The following is an 18,562-nucleotide window of genomic DNA, read 5'->3' as shown; positions in this document are numbered from 1 at the left end:
GAGCACCGGCGGATCTGCGAGCACCGGCGGACCGGCAGGCTACGCGGACGGCGGGCCGGGCGGCCGACCGATCCGCTCGGACGGCGGGCCGAGGGGCTGGGCAAGCGGCGGATCGACGGGCCGTGCGGGCGGCGGGCCGGGCGTACGCTCGCGCGGCGGCGAAGTCCTCGGCTTCGCCGCCGCCGGGCTCGCCGCCTACGCCGCCGACCTCGCCCTCTTCCTCTGGCTGCGCGGACCCCTCGGCCAGGACCCGCTCACGGCCAAGGCCGTCTCCTTCCTGGCCGGCTGCACCGTGGCGTACCTCGGCAACGCGCTCGGCACCTACCGCCGAACCTCTCGCCGCACCTACCGCCGCCGCGCCGTCGCCCTGCGCGACTACGCGGTCTTCTTCGCCGTCAACGTCGCCGGAGCCGCCGTCCAGCTGCTCTGTCTCCTCGTCTCGCACCACGGCCTCGGCCTCACCTCGGCCCGGGCCGACACGGTGTCAGGACTCGGTGTGGGCATGGTCCTTGCTACATGTCTGCGATTCTGGGGTACGCGGACCCTGGTGTTCCGGATCTCGTCCCGTCAGGCAACCGAGGAAGAGGCGCGTACGGCATGGACTGGCTGACCAAGCTCCCCGTCGTCGGCCCGTGGGTCAAGCGGCTGATGAAGACCCACGCCTGGCACTCCTACGAACAGCTGGACGAGGTCCGCTGGGCGCGGCTCGCCGCGGCCATCACGTTCCTCAGCTTCCTCGCGCTCTTCCCGCTGATCACCGTGGCCGCCGCGGTGGGCGCCGCGCTGCTCTCCGAGGAGCAGCTCCAGAAGATCGAGGACAAGATCGCCGACCAGGTCCCGGGCATCTCGGACCAGCTCAACATCGGCGGCCTCGTCGACAACGCCGGCACCGTCGGTCTGGTCGCCGGTGTCGTGCTGCTTTTCATGGGCATCGGCTGGGTCGGCTCGATGCGCGAGTGCCTGCGCGCGGTCTGGCGCCTCGACGCGGCCGACGAGGAGAACCCGATCCTGCGCAAGGGCAAGGACGCGGTCGTGCTGCTCGGCCTCGGCGGGGTGATGCTCTGCTCGTTCGCCGCGTCCTGGCTCGGCTCCACCGCCGTCGGCTGGAGCGCCGAACAGCTCGGCATCGCGCACACCGGGCCCGGCCGGGCGCTGATCGAGACGGCCGCGATCCTGGTGGCGGTCATCGCCGACTTCCTGATCCTGTCGTACGTGCTGACGCTGCTGCCGGGCGTCGAGCCGAGGCGCCGCGACCTGGTGATCGCGGCGCTGCTCGGCGCGATCGGCTTCGAACTCCTCAAGCTGCTGCTGGGCGGCTACATGAGGGGCGTGGCGGCGAAGTCGATGTACGGGGCGTTCGGCGTGCCGGTGGCCCTGCTGCTGTGGATCAACTTCACCGCGAAGCTGCTGCTGTTCTGCGCGGCGTGGACGGCCACGGGCAGGACGGCGGGCCAGACCGCGAACACCGAGTCCGCGAAGACCGAGTCCGCGACGACCGAGTCCGGGAAGGACGACCCGGGCCGGTAGGGGCCCCGGGCCCGCCCGCCCCGGCCCGCTCAGCCCCGAGCCGACTACGAATTCACGCTCCCGTCGACCGCGGCCCCGGCCTCACCGGCCGACGCCTTGCCGGCGGCTCCGGCCTTCCCACCGGAAGCACCCATCTTCCCGTCCGCAGCCGCATCCGCGGCCCCCTCGCCCGAATCGGAGGCCGAAGCCGAAGCCGTAGCGGAGACCGAAGCCGAAGCCGTAGCGGAGACCGAAGCCGAAGCCGTAGCGGAGACCGAAGCCGAAGCCGCAGCGGAGACCGAAGCCGAAGCGGAGGCCGCCTCGACGTCCGGCTCCCCGTTCGCCCCGGCCACCTCGTCCGCGCCATCTGCCCCGCTCGCACTGCCCGCCCCGCTCGCACCATCCGCCGCGTCCGCCGCGTCCGCCCCACGGGAACGACGCCCTGCCCCCGCCAGCGGCCAGCGGTGGTTGACCAGGAGCACCGCGCCCGCGAGCAGCACCAGCACGCCGCCCGCCACGGCGAGGGCGATGCCCACGCCGCCGGACTTGCCGGCGGCGACCGCGGCGTGGCCGGTGCCGGCCGACGCGTTCTTGCCCGGAGCGGGCGACGTGCCGTTCGAACCGGTTCCCGCGGTCGTTCCGGGGGTCGTACGGGCCGACTTCGGCGGCACCAGCTCGCCGACCGGCGTCACCTTCCCGGACGCGGCGAAGCCCCAGTCGAGCAGTCGCGCGGTCTCTTTGTAGACGGCGTGCTGCTCCTTCGACGACGGGTTCATGACGGTGACGAGCAGCACCCGGCCGTTGCGCTCGGCGACGCCGGTGAAGGTCGCGCCGGCGTGCGTGGTGTTGCCGTTCTTGACGCCGGCGATGCCCTGGTACGCGGGGACGCCGAGGTCGCCGGTGAGCAGCCGGTTGGTGTTCTGGATCTCGAAGGTCTCGCGCTTCTTGCCGGGCTTGGCCTCACCGGGGAACTTGGCGCGCGCGGTCGCGGCGTACTCCCGGAAGTCCGGCTTCTGCATGCCGCTGCGGGCGATGAGCGTGAGGTCGTACGCGGAGGAGACCTGGCCCGGCTCGTCGTAGCCGTCGGGGGTCTTGACCGTGGTGTCCAGGGCCTGGAGCTCCACGGCCCGCTCCTGCATCTCGCGGACGGTCCGGTCCTTGCCGTCGTTCATCGCGGTGAGGACGTGCACGGCGTCGTTGCCGGAGCGCAGGAAGACGCCCATCCACAGGTCGTGGACGCTGTAGGTCTGCTTCTCCTTGATGCCGACGAGGCTCGACCCGGCGCCGAGGCCGTTCAGGTCCTGGGCGAGGACCGTGTGGTTCTGGGTCTTGGGGAACTTGGGCAGCAGGGTGTCCGCGAAGAGCATCTTGAGGGTGGAGGCGGGGGCCAGCGGCCAGTGCGCGTTGTGCGCGGCGAGGACCTGTCCGCTCTCCGCGTCCGCGACGATCCACGCCCGCGCGCTGAGCTCCTTGGGCAGCACCGGGGCGCCCGGGCCGAGCTGCACCTGGGTGCCGGGCCGGGCCAGCAGCGGGCCGCCGACGCTCGACATCCGGGCGGGCGGCTGCGGCTGCGGGGGCTTGCCGTCCGCGTGCGCGGGGGCGGCGGCGAGCAGCGGGAGCAGCACGGCGGCGGCGCTCGCCGCCAGGGCGGCCTTCGAGGCGTTCGAGGCCTTCGCGGTCATCTTCGAAGCGGACACGATCGAGAACGTACATCCCCGCAACCCCCTTCCGAACCCCGGTGGCCGCTTGACCCCCACTCCGCCACCCGTCCGCAGGGCCGTCCGACCGCCCGGTGACATGGGAACCGTGAAGCTCGGCCGCCCCGTCTCCTGGTTCCCGCTCGCGTGCGGAGTGTGGAGCTGGTTCATCTGGATCACTTTCTTCACGTAGCCGACCACTAGGGCTTCAAGGGCAGAAAAGAGCAGGTGAGAGACCTTGTCCCCCTTCGTGCCCGTGGGAGACGTGCATCTGGACACGGTGCGGGTGGCTGTCTGCGCCCGGCGGTCCACGGCGCGCCCCGACTCCTCCGAGGCGTCGCCGGAAGCCCGGATGGCAGCCGGCGAGGCGCCGACGGCGAGCCGGGGGGTGGGAGGTGATTCACACGTTCAAAGACGTCGGTCGGACCGGTGGGGATCCCATCGCCGTCCGCCCGGGCTTCGAAGACCTCATGCCGGCTGTCCGCGCGGGCGAGGTCGACGTGGTGGTGGTCAGCGAACCGTCCCGGCTGACTCGCCAGGGCGCACACGACGCCCTGGAGAGCCGAAACGATGGGCAACGTTCAACGTGCTGTGCCCGGGGGTGCCACCAGCTCAAGGCCGGCAGGCAGTTCGGGCGCGCGGTCTAGCGCTGAGTCCACCACGTGAGGGTTGCCCCACTGGTGGTGACTAGGGCGACGAGCCATCCCGGGATGCGCCGCACGGTCAAGTGCAGGCCGCCGAAGCGGAGTTCGAAAGCGGGGACGCCTTGCTTTGGCTGCTGTTCCATGGTCACTCCCTTGATGTGTACGGGAGACACCACCAAACACCGGCGCGTGGGTGGCACGCATCTGTCGCGCCCTGGCGATACCTGGCGAATGCTGGAGCAAAACGGTCCCCCACGCCCGGTCACATCGGAACCCTGATCGCTCGCGCCATCAGGCCGTGGCGGCTTCCGTTCGCCCCGTCCAAGCGGTCTTCCCCGAGCCGCGCGGGCGGGACCTCTACTTGTCCGCGTTCGCTCGTACGCCCCTCAGTCCGATCACGCCGACGGCCGTCCCTAGGATGAACGACGTGACAGCGAGGGCGAGGTGCACCCAGAAGTACGCCGTCGGGTTGCCCGCGTCGTCGAAGGCGAGGCCGCTCCCGTCCTTCCAGAGGTTCTTCGCGAAGGTCACCCAGATCACCCAGGACCAGACGCCGAACGCGAGCAGGAACCAGGAGGCGCGTCGGCTGAGCTTCATGGGGTGTCCTTCGGAGTGGGGTGGCCGTGCCCTGCCAGTATCGAACGGGTCTGCCACGATCTTGCAGCCGGGGTCTTGGTGACGGTGGTCGCGGTGATCGGGTCGCGCGGCGTGCGCGGTCTTCGGCGCGAGCAGGGCCGGCAGGGCCGGCGGAGTCGGCGGAGTCGGCGGGTACGGAGAGGGTGGGGCGGGGAATGGTCGTGTTCCTGGTGGTCTTGGTCGTGGTCCTCGCGCTGCTGGGCGCGGTGCACTGGTACGTGTGGCGCCGTCTGGTGCGCGATCTCACCCGGCCGGGAAGCGCGGCCCGGCGGGCCGGGACCATCGCCGCCGTCGCGCTGCCGCTGCTGTCGGTCGCGGCGCTCGTCTCCGGGCGCGCCGGTGCGCCCTTCGTCGTCGAGCAGGTCTTCGCCTGGCCCGGCTTCCTGTGGCTCGCGGTGCTCCTGTACGTGACGCTCGCGCTGGTCGTGACGGAGCCGCTGCGGCCGCTGCTGCGGCGGCTGCTCGCGCGGCGGGCGGGCGCGGCGGCCGGGACTGGGGTCCGGGCGGCTTCGGTTGCGGGGAACCCGGCGGCTTCGGCGGCGGGGAGCCCCGCGGCTTCGCCGGCGGACGCCTCGGCCGTGCCTGCGACCGGGGTGCCGGCTGTGCCCGCGGTCGGGTCCTCGGATGTGCCCGCAGCCGGGGCGCCGGCTGTTCCCGCGGCAGGGGCCGTCGCCGCGGAGGCCGGGTCCGCCCTTGTGGCTCCTGACGGGGCCGCCGACGCCGCTTCGGGGGCTCCGGGGGCTCCCGCCCCCGATCTCTCCCGCCGGCTGTTCGTCAACCGGGTCGTCTCCGGGGCCGCTGCCGCCGTCGCCGTCGGGACGGTCGGGTACGGGACGTACGGGGTGCTGCGCGGGCCGCGGGTCAAGCGGGTGACCGTGCCGCTGGCGAAGCTGCCGCGCGGGGCGCACGGGTACCGGATCGCCGTCGTGTCGGACATCCACCTCGGGCCCATCCTGGGGCGCGCCCACACCCAGCGGATCGTCGACACGATCAACGCCACCCAGCCGGATCTCGTCGCCGTCGTCGGTGACATGGTCGACGGCTCGGTGGCCGACCTGGGGCCGGCCGCCGAGCCGCTCGCTCGGCTCAGGGCGCGTGACGGCGCGTTCTTCGTGACGGGCAACCACGAGTACTTCTCCGGTGCCGACGCCTGGGTCGACCACGTCCGGGAGCTCGGCATGCACCCGCTGCGCAACGCCCGGGTCGAGATCGGCGCCGGCTTCGACCTGGCCGGCGTGGACGACGTCGCGGGTGAACGGGAGGGCCGGGGCCCGGACTTCGGCAGGGCACTGGGGGACCGGGACCGGTCCCGTACCGCCGTGCTCCTCGCGCACCAGCCGATCGTCATCGACGACGCCGTCCGGCACGGCGTCGACCTCCAGCTCTCCGGGCACACCCACGGCGGGCAGTTGTGGCCCGGCGGCCTCATCGCCGAGCTCGCCAATCCCACCGTCGCGGGGCTCGAGCGTTACGGAGACACGCAGTTGTACGTGTCGCGCGGCGCGGGTGCCTGGGGTCCGCCGGTCCGGGTCGGTGCGCCCTCCGACATCACGGTCGTGGAGCTCGCGTCGAAGCAGGCCTGACGGTTCGTCACCGTCCGCTTGGTGACCGGCGCGTACCGTTCGGTCACTCCGCGTCCGCAATCCCTTATCCCGGGACATATGTGCGTGGTGTGAAGGTTTACCCTTCCACCAGTGAAATTCGTGTGATGGGATGAGCCATCGCGGCCGGTTTCGCATCCCGCCGCGACCAGGGGTGGGGAACGCGATGAAGGAAACGACTCATGCGGTCGACGGTCCGTCTGCGGATTCTGATTACGTGCGGAGTTCTGGTGGTCGCCGGGATCGGAGGCTGGCAGCTGCTGCCCTCCGACGACGTGCGGACCGACCCGATCACCGTCGGCACCACGGACGAGGTGACCTCGCTCGACCCGGCAGGCGCCTATGACGCCGGTTCCTGGGCGTTGTACAGCAACGTCTACCAGTCGTTGCTCACCTTCAAGCCCGGCTTCACCACGCCGGTTCCGGACGCCGCCGAGAGCTGCCGGTTCGTCGGCAACCGGCTGACGACGTACGAGTGCACGGTCCGCGACGACGTCACCTTCGCCAACGGTCGGAAGATCACCGGCGAGGACGTCAAGTACTCCGTCGAACGCATCCTGGCCATCAGGACGGACGTCGGCCCGGCGCCGCTCTTCCCGACCCTGAGGACGGTCGAGGCGGACGGCCAGAAGGTCACCTTCCATCTCAGCGGCCGTGACGCCACCTTCCCGCTGAAGCTGGCGACGGGCGCGGGATCGATCGTCGACCGCACCCTGTACCCGGCCAAGAAGCTGCGCGAGGGCACGGCGGTGGACGGCTCGGGGCCGTACGTCCTCAAGGAGTACCGGCCCGGCGAGCTCGCCCGCTTCGAGCCCAACCCGCGCTACAGGGGCGCGGTTTCCCGAGTGGGCCACACCGTCGTCGTGAAGTACTTCAAGGAGTCCGAGCAGCTCGCCGCCGCCTGGCGGGCGAAGGAACTGGACGTCACGAACCGGCAGTTGCCGCCGGGCTTCATCAACACCCTGAAGGACGAGTCCCAGGACGACACCCGGATCACGGAGGTGGCGACCGCCGAGGTCCGCAACCTCAACTTCAACGTCCGGTCCGGCTCGGCGATGGCGGACAAGGCGGTACGACAGGCCGTCGCCGCCCTCCTCGACCGCCCGGCCATCACCACCGGCCCCTACCAGGGCACGGTCGAGCCGCTGTACTCGCTGGTCCCGCAGGGCTTCCTCGGTCACAGCACCTCCTTCTACGACGCCTACCCCGAGCCCAGCGCGGCCGTCGCCAAGCGGCTGCTGAGGGACGCGGACGTCGACACGCCCGTGAGGTTCACCCTCGGCCACCGCGCGGACGCCACGTACGCCGCCGAGGCGGCCGAGATCAAGAAGCAGCTGGAGGAGAGCGGTCTGTTCGAGGTGGAGGTCGTCCCGGTCGGCTGGCGGTCCTTCCAGAAGGCCTACGCGCAAGGCACGTTCGACGCCTACCCGGTCGGCTGGTTCCCCGACTTCCCGGACTCCGACAACTTCGCCGCGCCGCTCGTCGGCACCGGGAACGCGCTGCACAGCGGGTACTCCAGCAAGCGGGTCGACTCGCTGATCGCCGCGTCGCAGCAGTACAGCGACCGGGCGCGGGCGGCCGAGGACTTCAAGCACATCCAGAGCGAGGTCGCCGAGGACGTGCCGCTGGTGCCGCTGTGGCAGAAGAAGGACTACGTGGTGGCCACCGACGAGGTGGCCGGCTCCCAGTACCTGACGGACGGCACGGGCCTGTGGCGCCTGTGGGAGCTCGGCTGGATCTAGGGGGTCCGAGCCGGGGCGTGAGGTCGCGCCGTCCGGAGGGCTCGGCCGAAGGGGCCGGTTCGGGGATCGTGGTCCCGGAACCGGCCCCTTCGGCTTCTTCGGCCTCTTCGGCTCCTACGACTTCCGGCCGGTCCGCTTCGGCTTGCCGGAGGCCGCCATTCCGGCGGCCGTCGGCATGAAGTCGGACAGGACGTCGTGGAGGTCGGTGACCAGCGGGCGCAGGATCCGGAAGCGGGACAGCGAGATGGCCCGGGCCGTGACCGGGGCGAGCCGCTCCACCAGGCGGCGGCTGTTGGCGGCGCCCTCGGAACGGTCGTACACCCAGAAGAGCACCAGGCCCATCTGCTGCAGCCAGAGCAGGCGCGGCAGCGGCTCGGCCAGTTCGGGGTCGACCTTGACCGCGGCGCCGCGGATGACCCGGCGGTGGACCTCGATCGCCGCCTCCCGCGGGCCCTCCGACTCGGGCGAGAAGGGGCTGAGCGGGCTGTCCGGGTCGGCGGCGTTCTTGAAGAACTGGGCCGCGAACTCGTGGTACGGCCCGGCGATGTCGAGCCAGGCGAGGAGCACCCCGCGGATCCGGACGGTCAGGTCCTTCTCGCCGCCCTCCAGGATCGGCTCGACGGCCGCCTGGTGCTCCTGGGCGATCCGGTCGTAGAAGCCCTGGACGAGGTGCTCCTTGGAGGAGAAGTAGTAGTACGCGTTGCCGACGGAGACCCCGGCCTCCTGGGCGATGGCCCGCATCGTCGTCTTGTCGTAACCGCGCTCCTTGAACAGTCGGAGCGCGGTCTCCAGGATGAGCGCCCGGGTCTGCTCGCTCTTCGGCGCCTTGCCGGCGGCCTTGTCCTGCTTCTCTTCCATCTCTTCCCTCGCGTCCACGGGACCGAGCCTAGCGGGACGAGCTGTGGACCCCGCACCGTCCGTCGGCGCACCCGTCCCCGCCGGGACCCCCGTCCCCGCCGGGACCCCCGTCCCCGCCGGGACCCCCGTCCCCGGCGGGGCCCCCGTTTCCGGCGGGACCCCCGTACCCGCCGGGACCCCGGTACCCGGCGAGACCCCCGTCCTCGCCGGGTACGGTGTCGCGGCCGGACTTCAGGGCCTCGCGCCACTTGGCGGCGGCGAGGACCGTGGCCCGGGCGAACGGCTGCCCGGTGGGTGTGGCCAGCCAGTGGGCCCGGGGCCGGTGTTCGGCCAGGGCCCAGAGACAGACGATCCAGGCGGCGGTGGAGCGGTAGACCTGGCCGGCGTCGCCGACGACGGTGATCTCCCGCAGGGTGGACGCGTGGTCGAGGTCCGGGAAGCGCCTGCGCGCCTCCCGGGATCCGGCCGGGACCAGGTCCAGGGGCACCAGCTGCGGCTGACGGAGCAGCCAGTGCCTCAGGTGGACGCAGAGCGGACAGTCCGCGTCGTACAGGACGGTCAGGCGCCGCACGGGCGCGTTCGGGTTCACGACTGCTCCCGGCCGGGCGGGCGTCAGGCGCCGGGCGCCGGGGCCGCCCAGGGGCCGGGGCCCTGCGGGCCGGTGGGGCCGCCCTTGCCAGGAGCCGTCCAGCCGTGCGGCGGGACCGGCGGGACCTGGCGGCGCTCCATGACGCCCCGGCGGCGGATCTTGTTGAGCACGTAGACGTTGGCGAGGTGCAGCGCGCCGAGGACGAGCAGGACCACGCCGAGCTTGACCGAGAGGGCCTCGAAGAGGCCGCGGGCGTCCGGGACGGCCTCGTCCTGGCTCAGATAGAGGGCCACGAAGCCGAAGTTGACGAGGTAGAAGCCGACGACGAGCAGATGGTTCACGGCGTCCGCGAGCTTCTCGTTCCCGTGCAGCACGTCGGCGAGGAAGACCTTTCCGTTACGGCTGAGGGTGCGGGCGACCCAGATGGTGAGCCCGACACTGACGAGCAGGTAGGCGACGTACGCGACGACAGTGAGGTCCATGCCCTCACGCTCCCTTGAACGCGTTCAAAGCTGACAGGCATGACTGTAGACCTCTCTTTGAACGTGTTCAAGCGCGGGTGCCGATCCATGAGGAAACCCCTGGTGGTGCGCGTTCTCCACGATCTAGGGTGCGCCCATGACACTTGCTCACGATGTGGCCGGCGACGGCCCCTCCACCGTTCTGCTCCTCCACTCCGGCGTCTGTGACCGGCGCATGTGGGACGCCCAGTTCCACGCCCTCGCCGACGCCGGACACCGGGTGGTGCGGTGCGACCTCCGGGGCTTCGGCGACACTCCGATCGACGGCCCCCACGTCCACGCCGACGACATACGCGAGCTGCTCGACCACCTCGGTGTGGAACGCGCCGCGATCGTCGGCTCCTCCTTCGGCGGCGAGGTGGCACTGGAGTTCACCGTCCGCCACCCCGGCCGCACCACCGCCCTCGCCCTGCTCTGCGCCGCCGCCCCCGGTCACGAGGCGGGGCCGGAGCTGAGGGCGTTCTTCGTGCGTGAGGACGCGCTGCTCGAGGACGGCGACATCGCCGCGGCCGCCGCCCTCAACGCCGACCTCTGGCTCGGTCCCGACGCCGACGCCGACGCCCGTGACCTGGTCCTCCGCATGCAGACCCGCGCCTTCGAGCTCCAGCTGCCCGCGCCCGACGAGTTCGACCCCGGCGAGGTCGAGGTGACCGACGCCGACCTCGCCGCGATCACCGTCCCGGTGCTCGTCGCCACCGGCGCGCACGACCTGCCGGACTTCCGCACCATCGGCGACCGCATCGCCGGGCTCTTCCCGGATGTGCGCCGCGCCGAACTCGACTGGGCCGGCCACCTGCCCGCCCTGGAGCGCCCCGAGGAGACCACGAAGCTGCTCCTCGACTTCCTCCCCGCGTCCGTCAGCCACTCCTGAACGCACCAGCGGGAGCTCCGGCCCCGGACCCGGCCCCCGGGCCTGGCCCCCGGGCACGGGGGCGGTCTTCGCCCCGTACGGGGCAAGGCTCGCGTTCGCCGGAGCGGCGGGGAGCCGGGGCTTCGCCCGCGTGCCGACGTACGATCGCCCCATGGCACCGACCCGGCACCCGAGCGCAGACGGCCCCGCCGGCCCCGGCGGGGAACGGCCGGGCGCCGGACACGCCGGACAGCCGGACACCTCCGCCCCGCAGGACTCGCCTGCCCCGCAGGACTCGCCTGCCCGGCAGGGCTCGCCCGCCCCGCAGGACTCGCCCGCCCAGCAGGACTCGCCCGCCCAGCAGGACTCGCCTGCCCGGCAGGACTCGCCCGCCCAGCAGGACTCGCCCGCCCAGCAGGGCTCATCCGCTCCGCAAGGCTCGTCCGCACCCCAGGCCTCGTCCGCGCCCCGGCACGACTGGACGGACGAGCACGTGGCCCGCTGGCAGCCCGTGCTGCCCGGCCTCGACCCCGTCGTCGAGGGCGCCGTCACCCGGATGAAGAAGCTCTCCGTCTACTTCCGCCGCGTCCGCGAGCAGTCGCTCGTCGACTTCGACCTCGAACGCCACGAGTTCGACACGCTGCACAAGCTCGCCGGACGCGGCGGAAGCGCCGCGCCCTCCGAACTCGCCCAGGACCTGGGTCTCGCCCCCGCCTCCGTCATCGGCCGCCTCGACGCCCTGGAGAGGCGCGGCTTCGTCAGCCGCGCGCAGTCCGCGACGGACCGCCGCCGGGTGGTCGTCCGGCTCACCGACTCGGGGCGCGAGACCTGGCTCGGCGCCGTGGACGTCCTCGGCCACGAGGAACGCCGTCTCCTCGGCGTCCTCGCCCCCGAGGAGCGCGCCACCCTCAACGACCTGCTCCGCCGCATCATGCTCGCCGCCGAGGAAGACCCCACGGTCCCGCACTGGCACGCCTAGGCCGGTCCGGTAGGCCCGTCCGGCGGTTCATGGCCGGAGCCGCGCCCGGCCCTCCGGACCCTGCCGGCGCGAAGCACCGCCAGCCGCCGCCGGGCTCAGATGACGATGCGTCAGACGCTCAGCGACCGGGCGTAGTTCAGCTGGCCCATCACCCAGTGGAAGGTGTCCGGGCCGGTCGCCGGGATCATCGTCGAGTGGTGCCTGCCGCCGCTCGTCACCGTGACCTGGATGAAGCCGGTGGTCTGCTTCTCCTTCATCAGCAGGAACAGCAGACCCAGCAGACAGAACAGGAAGAAGATGACCGCGAGCACGATCGCGACCGTCGGCAGCTTCTCCTCGGTCCGCGACATGTCCATCGCGTTCCACACGGCGCCCTTGAGCGGCATCGCGCCGGCCGGCGTGATGATCTGGTCGCCGACCACCGAGATGTCGCCGAGGCTCAGCACCGGAGCCCCGCCCGTCATCGGCATGGCCGGCACCGGGGCGTTCTGCGGCGGCACCGGAACCCCGCCCGGCAGGGTCGGCTGGTAGGCCGGCGGCGTCTGCGGGTAGCCGTAGCCCGGCGTTCCCGCCTGCTGGCCCGGTCCCCACTCGTAGTTGCCCGAGTCGTCCGCCTTGTAAGGGTTCGGATCGCTCATCAGTCCCCGTCCTCCGGCGCGCGCCGTGCGTGCGCCTGTGAAAAAGCCCGCTTCTGCACGTCGCAGCGTACAGAAGCGGGCTTCCTCGTGGTGACCGGGTCCCGGAGGGGGGTCAGAAGCGACGCGTGATGAGCGCGCGCTTCACCTCCTGGATCGCCTTCGTGATCTCGATGCCACGCGGGCAGGCGTCCGTGCAGTTGAACGTCGTGCGGCAACGCCACACGCCGTCCTTGTCGTTCAGGATCTCCAGGCGCTGCTCGCCGGCCTCGTCACGCGAGTCGAAGATGAAGCGGTGCGCGTTGACGATCGCGGCCGGACCGAAGTACTGGCCGTCGTTCCAGAAGACCGGGCAGGAGGAGGTGCAGGCCGCGCAGAGGATGCACTTCGTCGTGTCGTCGAAGCGCTCGCGGTCCTCCGCCGACTGCAGCCGCTCGCGGGTCGGCTCGTTGCCCTTGGTGACCAGGAACGGCATGACGTCCCGGTACGCCTGGAAGAAGGGCTCCATGTCGACCACGAGGTCCTTCATCACCGTGAGGCCCTTGATGGCCTCGACGGTGATCGGCTTCTCGGGGTTGATGTCCTTGATCAGCGTCTTGCAGGCGAGGCGGTTCTTGCCGTTGATCCGCATCGCGTCCGAGCCGCAGATGCCGTGCGCGCAGGAACGGCGGAAGGTCAGCGTGCCGTCCAGGTCCCACTTGATCTTGTGGAGACCGTCGAGCACGCGCTCCTTCGGGTCGATCTCGATCTGGAAGTCCTCCCAGACCGCCGCGTCCGACACCTCGGGGTTGTAGCGGCGGATCCGGAAGGTGACCGTGATGTACGGGGACGCGGCGGAGTCCTTCTCCACCTTGTCCAGAACGGGGGTAGCCATCAGTACTTACGCTCCATCGGCTGGTAGCGGGTCTGGACGACCGGCTTGTAGTCGAGACGGACGGTCTCGGAGCCGTCCTCGCCGACCTCGCGGTACGCCATGGTGTGGCGCATGAAGTTGACGTCGTCGCGGTTCGGGTAGTCCTCGCGGTAGTGACCGCCGCGGGACTCCTTGCGCGCCAGGGCCGAGACGGCCATGACCTCGGCGAGCTCGAGCAGGTTGCCCAGCTCGATGGCCTCCAGGAGGTCGGTGTTGAAGCGCTTGCCCTTGTCCTGGACGGACACGTTCTTGTAGCGCTCGCGCAGCTCGCGGATCTTCTCGACGGCCGTCTTGATGGTCTGCTCCGTACGGAACACCATCACGTTGGCGTCCATCGTCTCCTGGAGCTCGCGGCGCAGGTCGGCGACCCGCTCGTTGCCCGTGGAGTTGCGCAGGTTCTCGATCTGCTCGACGACGAAGGCCTCCGGGTTCTCCGGCAGCTCGACGTAGTCGTTCTTGGCGGCGTACTCGGCGGCGGCGATGCCCGAGCGCTTGCCGAACACGTTGATGTCGAGCAGGGAGTTGGTGCCGAGGCGGTTGGCGCCGTGCACGGAGACACAGGCGACCTCGCCGGCCGCGTACAGACCCGGGACGACGGTGGTGTTGTCCGAGAGGACCTCACCCTCGACGTTGGTCGGGATGCCGCCCATGGCGTAGTGCGCGGTGGGCTGGATCGGGATCGGGTCCGTGTACGGCTCGATGCCGAGGTACGTACGGGCGAACTCGGTGATGTCCGGGAGCTTGGCGTCCAGCTGCTCCGGCGGGAGGTGCGTCAGGTCCAGGTAGACGTGGTCGCCCTCGGGACCGCAGCCGCGGCCCTCGCGGATCTCCGTGTAGATGGAGCGGGAGACGACGTCACGGGACGCGAGGTCCTTCATGACCGGCGCGTACTTCTCCATGAAGCGCTCGCCGTCCTTGTTGCGGAGGATGCCGCCCTCACCGCGGGCGCCCTCCGTCAGCAGGATGCCCATGCGCCAGATGCCCGTCGGGTGGAACTGGAAGAACTCCATGTCCTCCAGCGGCAGACCACGGCGGTAGCACGCGGCCTGGCCGTCACCGGTCAGGGTGTGGGCGTTGGAGGTCACCTTGAAGAACTTGCCGGTGCCGCCGGACGCGTAGATCACGGCCTTCGCCTGGAAGACGTGGATCTCGCCGGTGGCCAGCTCGTAGGCGATCACGCCGGCCGACTTCTTGACGCCGTCGACCTCGGTGATCAGCTGGTCCAGGACGTAGAACTCGTTGAAGAACTCCACGCCCTCCTTGACGCAGTTCTGGTACAGCGTCTGGAGGATCATGTGACCGGTGCGGTCCGCGGCGTAGCAGGACCGGCGGACCGGGGCCTCGCCGTGGTTGCGGGAGTGACCGCCGAAGCGGCGCTGGTCGATGGTGCCGTTCGGGGTGCGGTTGAACGGCAGGCCCATCTTCTCCAGGTCGAGGACGGCGTCGATGGCCTCCTTCGCCAGGATCTCGGCGGCGTCCTGGTCGACCAGGTAGTCACCGCCCTTGACCGTGTCGAAGGTGTGCCACTCCCAGTTGTCCTCCTCCACGTTGGCGAGCGCGGCGGCCATGCCGCCCTGCGCGGCGCCCGTGTGGGAGCGGGTCGGGTAGAGCTTCGTCAGCACGGCGGTGCGGCTGCGCTTCGTCGCCTCGATGGCGGCGCGCATGCCGGCGCCGCCGGCGCCGACGATGACGGTGTCGTACTTGTGGAACTTCATGACGTGGATTACCTCAGCCCCGTGCCTAGCGGATGTTCGGGTCGAAGGTGAAGATCACCAGCGTGCCCAGAAGGATGGTGAACACCGTGGCGGTGTACAGCAGGCCCTTGAGCCACAGGCGCGTGTTGGCACGCTCCGCGTAGTCGTTGATGACCGTGCGGAGGCCGTTGGCGCCGTGCAGCATGGCCAGCCACAGCATCAGCAGGTCCCAGACCTGCCAGAACGGGGACGCCCAGCGGCCGGCCACGAAGGCGAAGCCGATCTTGGAGACGCCGCCGTCCAGGAAGAGCTGGATCAGCAGGTGGCCGAGGACCAGGACGACGAGGACGACACCCGAGAGGCGCATGAAGAGCCACGCGGCCATCTCGAAGTTGCCGCGCGTCGCCCGCGGGGTCTTGCCGGTGCGCTTGCGGGGGGCCTCGATGTACGGGGCCGGGTTGTCCACGTCGTAGTGGGCGCCGCCCTCGACGGGACCGATCGCGGTGGAGGTGTCAGCGGACATGAGTGGCGTCAGCTCCCGAACAGTTCACGTGCGGCGTGGCCGAGGACGGGGTACAGCGAACCCGCCATCAGTACGACCCAGATGCCCACGACGGTCCAGAGCATCTGCTTCTGGTAGCGCGGGCCCTTGGCCCAGAAGTCCACGGCGATGACCCTGAGGCCGTTCAGCGCGTGGAAGAGGATGGCGGCGACCAGGCCGTACTCCAACAGAGCGACGATCGGCGTCTTGTAGGTCGCGACGACCTCGTCGTACGCCTCGGGGGAGACGCGGACGAGAGCGGTGTCCAGCACGTGTACGAACAGGAAGAAGAAGATGAGGACGCCGGTGACTCGGTGAGCCACCCAGGACCACATTCCTTCCCGGCCGCGGTACAGCGTTCCAGCCGGCACGGAAAAACCCTCCGGGAGCGGGGATCAGGGCCGGCCGGCTTCTCTGTCGGTCTGGCCCGGCCGGGTACGGTCCACCGGCCCCGGTCATCGTAGCGACGACTTGTCGGTTCGCTCGCGCGGGGTCCATAGGTGTGATCAAACAGGCACGGACGGGCTATCGTCCGACCCCGAATCGCCGCATTCCGGGCGAACTCACCGCGCGGCGATCGAACGCGTGAGCCGGGTGCGGGCGAGCCGGCGCAGCTCCTCGGCGGCGATCACCCGCTCCTCTTCCCTTTCGTTGCCAAGGCGTGACCGGATGCCCGCGAGCGCCTGGTCGAGCCGTTCGCCCGCCGGGACGCCGTCCAGGCTGATCACGAAGGCGTGCCCGAAGCTGCTCTCGTACGCGGCGACGGCGGCGCCGAGCGCGGTGCGGGCGGCGGGCGGCGCGTCCGGGTGCGGCAGCGCCGAGGTCTCGCGCGCCAGCGCCTCGTCCAGGTCGGGTCCCGACAGGTCGTAGCCGGCCTCGTCGGCTGCGGCGAGCAGCGCGTCGAGGGTCGGGTACGGCCGGTGCGCGGCCACCCGCTCGGCCCAGCGGCGGCTGCCGCAGCAGTCGAGCAGCAGCGCCTCGGCCGCCGCGGGCGGGTCCGCGTTGAAGCGCACGAGTCCGGTGAGGTGCCGGCCGGTGCCCTGCTGGGCAGGTATGGCGGGGGACACCGGGGTCCGGCAGGAGGCGGCGTGGGTGTCGCTGGTCAGCGGGGACTCCGGGAGCGAGGTGGGAAGGGCCGGACGGCCTGGAGGTGTGGAGGTGTCGGGGAGAAGGGTGGGGAGGATGTGACGCCACGCTATCGGAGCGGCGAGGGGGAGGTGTCCGACGGATGCGCGAATTTCACCTGAACGGATGGGTTTCGTCGCCGGTGTCGACGAGAGGGACGGAAAGGGCCGGATACGGACGGATGCGGCGGAAGGCCCGAATCGCCCCGTAAGCTCTACAGGTCCCGAGAGTAGCCGGATGCTTCCGCATGCGGCCGATAGGTCACGGGATGCCGTGTTTCATGTGGTGAGAGAGGATTCCGGATGATGCGGTACTCCATACGGAGGCCCCGCCGGGGCCCCGCACTCCTGGCTGCCGCGGTGGCACTGACCACCGTGGCGGCCTGTTCGAACGGCACCTCCGCCGGGCCGCCCGCCGGCACCGGAAGCACCGGCTCGACCGGCGCGTCCAGCCCGGCCGTGAGCGGTCCGCCCGCGAGCCCGCCGGCTCCGGTGCCGAGCCCGACGCCCACGAAGACGTATCCGCTGTCGAAGGCGCCGCAGGTCGTCCCGGCCGTCCTCGCCCACCGGGCGGCACGCGGCCCCGGCTGGAAGCCGGGCCGGGACACCGCCGTCGTGGTCGCCGCGAAGGACGCGTCCGCGCTGGCCGACGAGGCCCGGCTGATCGCCGCCGAGCTGCGCGTCCCGTACCGCGGCACCGCCGCCGCCCGGCCCGGCGACGTCAGCCTCGCCCTCGGCGGGACGGGCGCCGCCGAGTCGTACACGCTGAGCGTCCGGGGCGGCGGCGTCCGCATCACCGGGCCCGACCAGGCCGGCGTCTTCTACGGCACCCGCACCCTCAAGCAGTCCGTCAGGTCCACCGGCGCGATACCCGAGGGCGTGGTCACCGACGCCCCGGCGAAGCCCCAGCGCGGGCTGATGGTCGACATCGCCCGCAAGCACTACACGGCGGACTGGATCGAGGCCCGGCTGCGCGAGATGGCCGACCTCAAGCTCAACCAGCTCGGCCTGCACTTCTCCGACGACCAGGGCTTCCGCATCGCCTCCGACAGCCACCCCGAGGTGGTCTCGCAGCAGCACCTCGGCAAGGCCGAGGTGCGGCGGATCCTGGACCTCGCCGCGAGCCTGCACATCACGGTGGTCCCCGAGATCGACTCGCCGGGACACCTGGGCGCGGTCATCGCCGCGCACCCCGAGCTGCAGCTCGTCAGCGCGACCGGCCGCACTCCGCGCGGCGCCGTCGACATCTCGAAGCCCGCCTCGGCGAAGATCGTCGACGAGCTGCTCCGCGAGTACGCCGCGCTGTTCCCCGGCGCGTACTGGAACCTGGGCGGCGACGAGTACGTGGCCCTGATGGCGAAGAACCCGGAGGCGACGTATCCGCAGCTGGCCCGCGCCGCGGCCGCGAAGTACGGGGCCTCGGGCCGGGTCCAGGACCTGGCGACCGGCTGGCTGAACGACCGGGCGGCCGTGATCCGCCCGACCGGCAAGGCGATGCGGGTCTGGAACGACGGCTTCTTCGCGGGCGGCGTCACCAGCGCCGACAAGGACCTCCAGGTCGGCTACTGGACGGGCAAGGAGATCGGCGCCAGGACGCCCGTCTCCTACCTGAGCGCGGGCCGCAAGGTGATCAACTACAACGACAAGTACCTCTACTACGTGCTCGGCCAGCCGAACCAGTTCGTCTATCCGACCGGCCGCCTCATCTACGAGCAGTGGACGCCGCTCGTCCTGCGGGGCAGCACCCCGGTCCCCGCCCGCTACGACTCCCAGATCCTCGGCGGCAGCTTCGCGATCTGGGGCGACCTGCCGAACGCCCAGACGCAGGCCCAGGTCGCGGCCGGCATCCGCATGCCCCTGGCGGCGACCGCCCAGAAACTCTGGGACGCCCGGAAACCGGCCCTCACCTGGGCGGCCTTCCAGGCACTGGCGGGCCGGGTGCGGTGAGGCGGAGCGGTCCGCGTCACGTGGACTCCTCGTCGTCCGCCGTCCGGCCTCTATGCAGCACGCGAAGGCGACTGGCATGATTCCG

Annotated in this window: 19 protein-coding genes and 1 pseudogene; 9 read left to right on the top strand and 11 right to left on the bottom strand. The window is 71.3% G+C overall.

Going from position 1 to position 18,562, the window contains the following annotated elements; translation table 11 throughout:
- The first annotated feature begins 70 nt into the window (after nt 1-70).
- Nucleotides 71-610 (top strand): GtrA family protein, encoded by a 540-nt coding sequence (locus ESG85_RS23515; protein ID WP_128982496.1) that lies wholly within the window; start codon nt 71-73, stop codon nt 608-610.
- Entirely contained in the window at nt 598-1,527 is a 930-nt protein-coding gene (locus tag ESG85_RS23510; protein ID WP_128982437.1) for a YihY/virulence factor BrkB family protein, read from the top strand. The genes ESG85_RS23515 and ESG85_RS23510 overlap by 13 nt, the downstream gene beginning before the upstream one ends.
- A gap of 44 nt (nt 1,528-1,571) precedes the next feature.
- Here ESG85_RS23510 and ESG85_RS23505 read toward each other — a convergent pair whose 3' ends face one another.
- Nucleotides 1,572-3,203 carry a D-alanyl-D-alanine carboxypeptidase family protein gene (locus ESG85_RS23505; RefSeq protein ID WP_425471271.1) on the bottom strand — a complete coding sequence of 544 codons (1,632 nt, stop codon included), beginning with the start codon at nt 3,201-3,203 and terminating at the stop codon, nt 1,572-1,574.
- A gap of 109 nt (nt 3,204-3,312) precedes the next feature.
- On the opposite strand from ESG85_RS23505, the pseudogene ESG85_RS36990 reads away from it, so the two are divergent.
- Together ESG85_RS36990 and ESG85_RS36135 are read left to right on the top strand one after the other, a co-directional pair.
- A pseudogene (locus ESG85_RS36990) lies at nt 3,313-3,387 on the top strand (SCO4848 family membrane protein); the annotation flags it as partial.
- A gap of 211 nt (nt 3,388-3,598) precedes the next feature.
- Entirely contained in the window at nt 3,599-3,850 is a 252-nt protein-coding gene (locus ESG85_RS36135) for a recombinase family protein (RefSeq protein ID WP_246095234.1), read from the top strand.
- A 354-nt stretch (nt 3,851-4,204) separates the two neighbouring features.
- Here ESG85_RS36135 and ESG85_RS35510 read toward each other — a convergent pair whose 3' ends face one another.
- The gene (locus ESG85_RS35510; RefSeq protein ID WP_128982435.1) at nt 4,205-4,444 is read right to left on the bottom strand and encodes an SCO4848 family membrane protein; all 240 of its coding nucleotides are present in this window, start codon (nt 4,442-4,444) and stop codon (nt 4,205-4,207) included.
- 194 nt (nt 4,445-4,638) lie between these two features.
- Here ESG85_RS35510 and ESG85_RS23490 point away from each other — a divergent pair, with 194 nt between their 5' ends.
- On the top strand, nt 4,639-6,066 hold the full coding sequence (locus ESG85_RS23490; RefSeq protein WP_128982433.1) for a metallophosphoesterase: 1,428 nt from the start codon (nt 4,639-4,641) through the stop codon (nt 6,064-6,066).
- Nucleotides 6,067-6,266: 200 nt separating this feature from the next.
- On the top strand, nt 6,267-7,826 hold the full coding sequence (locus tag ESG85_RS23485) for an ABC transporter substrate-binding protein (protein WP_128982431.1): 1,560 nt from the start codon (nt 6,267-6,269) through the stop codon (nt 7,824-7,826).
- 114 nt (nt 7,827-7,940) lie between these two features.
- Here the strand turns inward: ESG85_RS23485 and ESG85_RS23480 are convergent, their stop codons facing one another.
- Genes ESG85_RS23480 through ESG85_RS23470 form a run of 3 tightly spaced genes read right to left on the bottom strand, consistent with a single transcriptional unit; the run spans nt 7,941 to nt 9,755 of the window.
- Nucleotides 7,941-8,684, bottom strand: a complete 744-nt coding sequence (locus ESG85_RS23480) for a TetR/AcrR family transcriptional regulator (protein WP_128982494.1) — start codon at nt 8,682-8,684, stop codon at nt 7,941-7,943.
- Nucleotides 8,685-8,712: 28 nt separating this feature from the next.
- Nucleotides 8,713-9,273: a thiol-disulfide oxidoreductase DCC family protein gene (locus ESG85_RS23475; protein ID WP_425471270.1), complete on the bottom strand. Its 561-nt coding sequence runs from the start codon at nt 9,271-9,273 to the stop codon at nt 8,713-8,715.
- A 23-nt stretch (nt 9,274-9,296) separates the two neighbouring features.
- Nucleotides 9,297-9,755 (bottom strand): hypothetical protein, encoded by a 459-nt coding sequence (locus ESG85_RS23470; RefSeq protein WP_128982429.1) that lies wholly within the window; start codon nt 9,753-9,755, stop codon nt 9,297-9,299.
- A 136-nt stretch (nt 9,756-9,891) separates the two neighbouring features.
- On the opposite strand from ESG85_RS23470, the gene ESG85_RS23465 reads away from it, so the two are divergent.
- Nucleotides 9,892-10,665, top strand: a complete 774-nt coding sequence (locus ESG85_RS23465; RefSeq protein WP_128982427.1) for an alpha/beta fold hydrolase — start codon at nt 9,892-9,894, stop codon at nt 10,663-10,665.
- A 472-nt stretch (nt 10,666-11,137) separates the two neighbouring features.
- Nucleotides 11,138-11,623, top strand: coding sequence for a MarR family winged helix-turn-helix transcriptional regulator (locus tag ESG85_RS23460; RefSeq protein WP_128982491.1), 486 nt, complete (start codon nt 11,138-11,140; stop codon nt 11,621-11,623).
- Nucleotides 11,624-11,733: 110 nt separating this feature from the next.
- Here ESG85_RS23460 and ESG85_RS23455 read toward each other — a convergent pair whose 3' ends face one another.
- The 6 genes from ESG85_RS23455 to ESG85_RS23430 all read right to left on the bottom strand — a co-directional run bounded on the left by ESG85_RS23455 (nt 11,734) and on the right by ESG85_RS23430 (nt 16,473).
- A complete protein-coding gene (locus ESG85_RS23455; protein WP_128982425.1) occupies nt 11,734-12,261 on the bottom strand; it encodes a hypothetical protein in 528 nt (175 codons plus the stop codon).
- A gap of 112 nt (nt 12,262-12,373) precedes the next feature.
- Complete coding sequence (locus ESG85_RS23450) at nt 12,374-13,132, bottom strand: succinate dehydrogenase iron-sulfur subunit (RefSeq protein WP_128982423.1); 759 nt, start codon at nt 13,130-13,132, stop codon at nt 12,374-12,376.
- On the bottom strand, nt 13,132-14,886 hold the full coding sequence (gene sdhA / locus ESG85_RS23445; RefSeq protein WP_128982421.1) for a succinate dehydrogenase flavoprotein subunit: 1,755 nt from the start codon (nt 14,884-14,886) through the stop codon (nt 13,132-13,134). Before sdhA ends, ESG85_RS23450 begins: the two co-directional genes overlap by 1 nt.
- Nucleotides 14,887-14,911: 25 nt before the next feature.
- Complete coding sequence (locus ESG85_RS23440; RefSeq protein ID WP_128982419.1) at nt 14,912-15,388, bottom strand: succinate dehydrogenase hydrophobic membrane anchor subunit; 477 nt, start codon at nt 15,386-15,388, stop codon at nt 14,912-14,914.
- An 8-nt stretch (nt 15,389-15,396) separates the two neighbouring features.
- Nucleotides 15,397-15,777 carry a succinate dehydrogenase, cytochrome b556 subunit gene (gene sdhC / locus ESG85_RS23435; RefSeq protein WP_128982417.1) on the bottom strand — a complete coding sequence of 127 codons (381 nt, stop codon included), beginning with the start codon at nt 15,775-15,777 and terminating at the stop codon, nt 15,397-15,399.
- Between the two features lie 192 nt (nt 15,778-15,969).
- On the bottom strand, nt 15,970-16,473 hold the full coding sequence (locus ESG85_RS23430; protein WP_128982415.1) for a 2-oxo-4-hydroxy-4-carboxy-5-ureidoimidazoline decarboxylase: 504 nt from the start codon (nt 16,471-16,473) through the stop codon (nt 15,970-15,972).
- Between the two features lie 360 nt (nt 16,474-16,833).
- Between ESG85_RS23430 and ESG85_RS23425 the strand changes: the two genes are divergently transcribed.
- A complete protein-coding gene (locus ESG85_RS23425; protein ID WP_128982413.1) occupies nt 16,834-18,477 on the top strand; it encodes a beta-N-acetylhexosaminidase in 1,644 nt (547 codons plus the stop codon).
- The last annotated feature ends 85 nt before the right edge of the window (nt 18,478-18,562 follow it).

This window comes from Streptomyces roseicoloratus, assembly GCF_004117935.1.
Lineage (GTDB): Bacteria > Actinomycetota > Actinomycetes > Streptomycetales > Streptomycetaceae > Streptomyces > Streptomyces roseicoloratus.
Note: the sequence above shows the minus strand (reverse complement) of the source record. Positions and strands in the feature narration are given on the sequence as shown.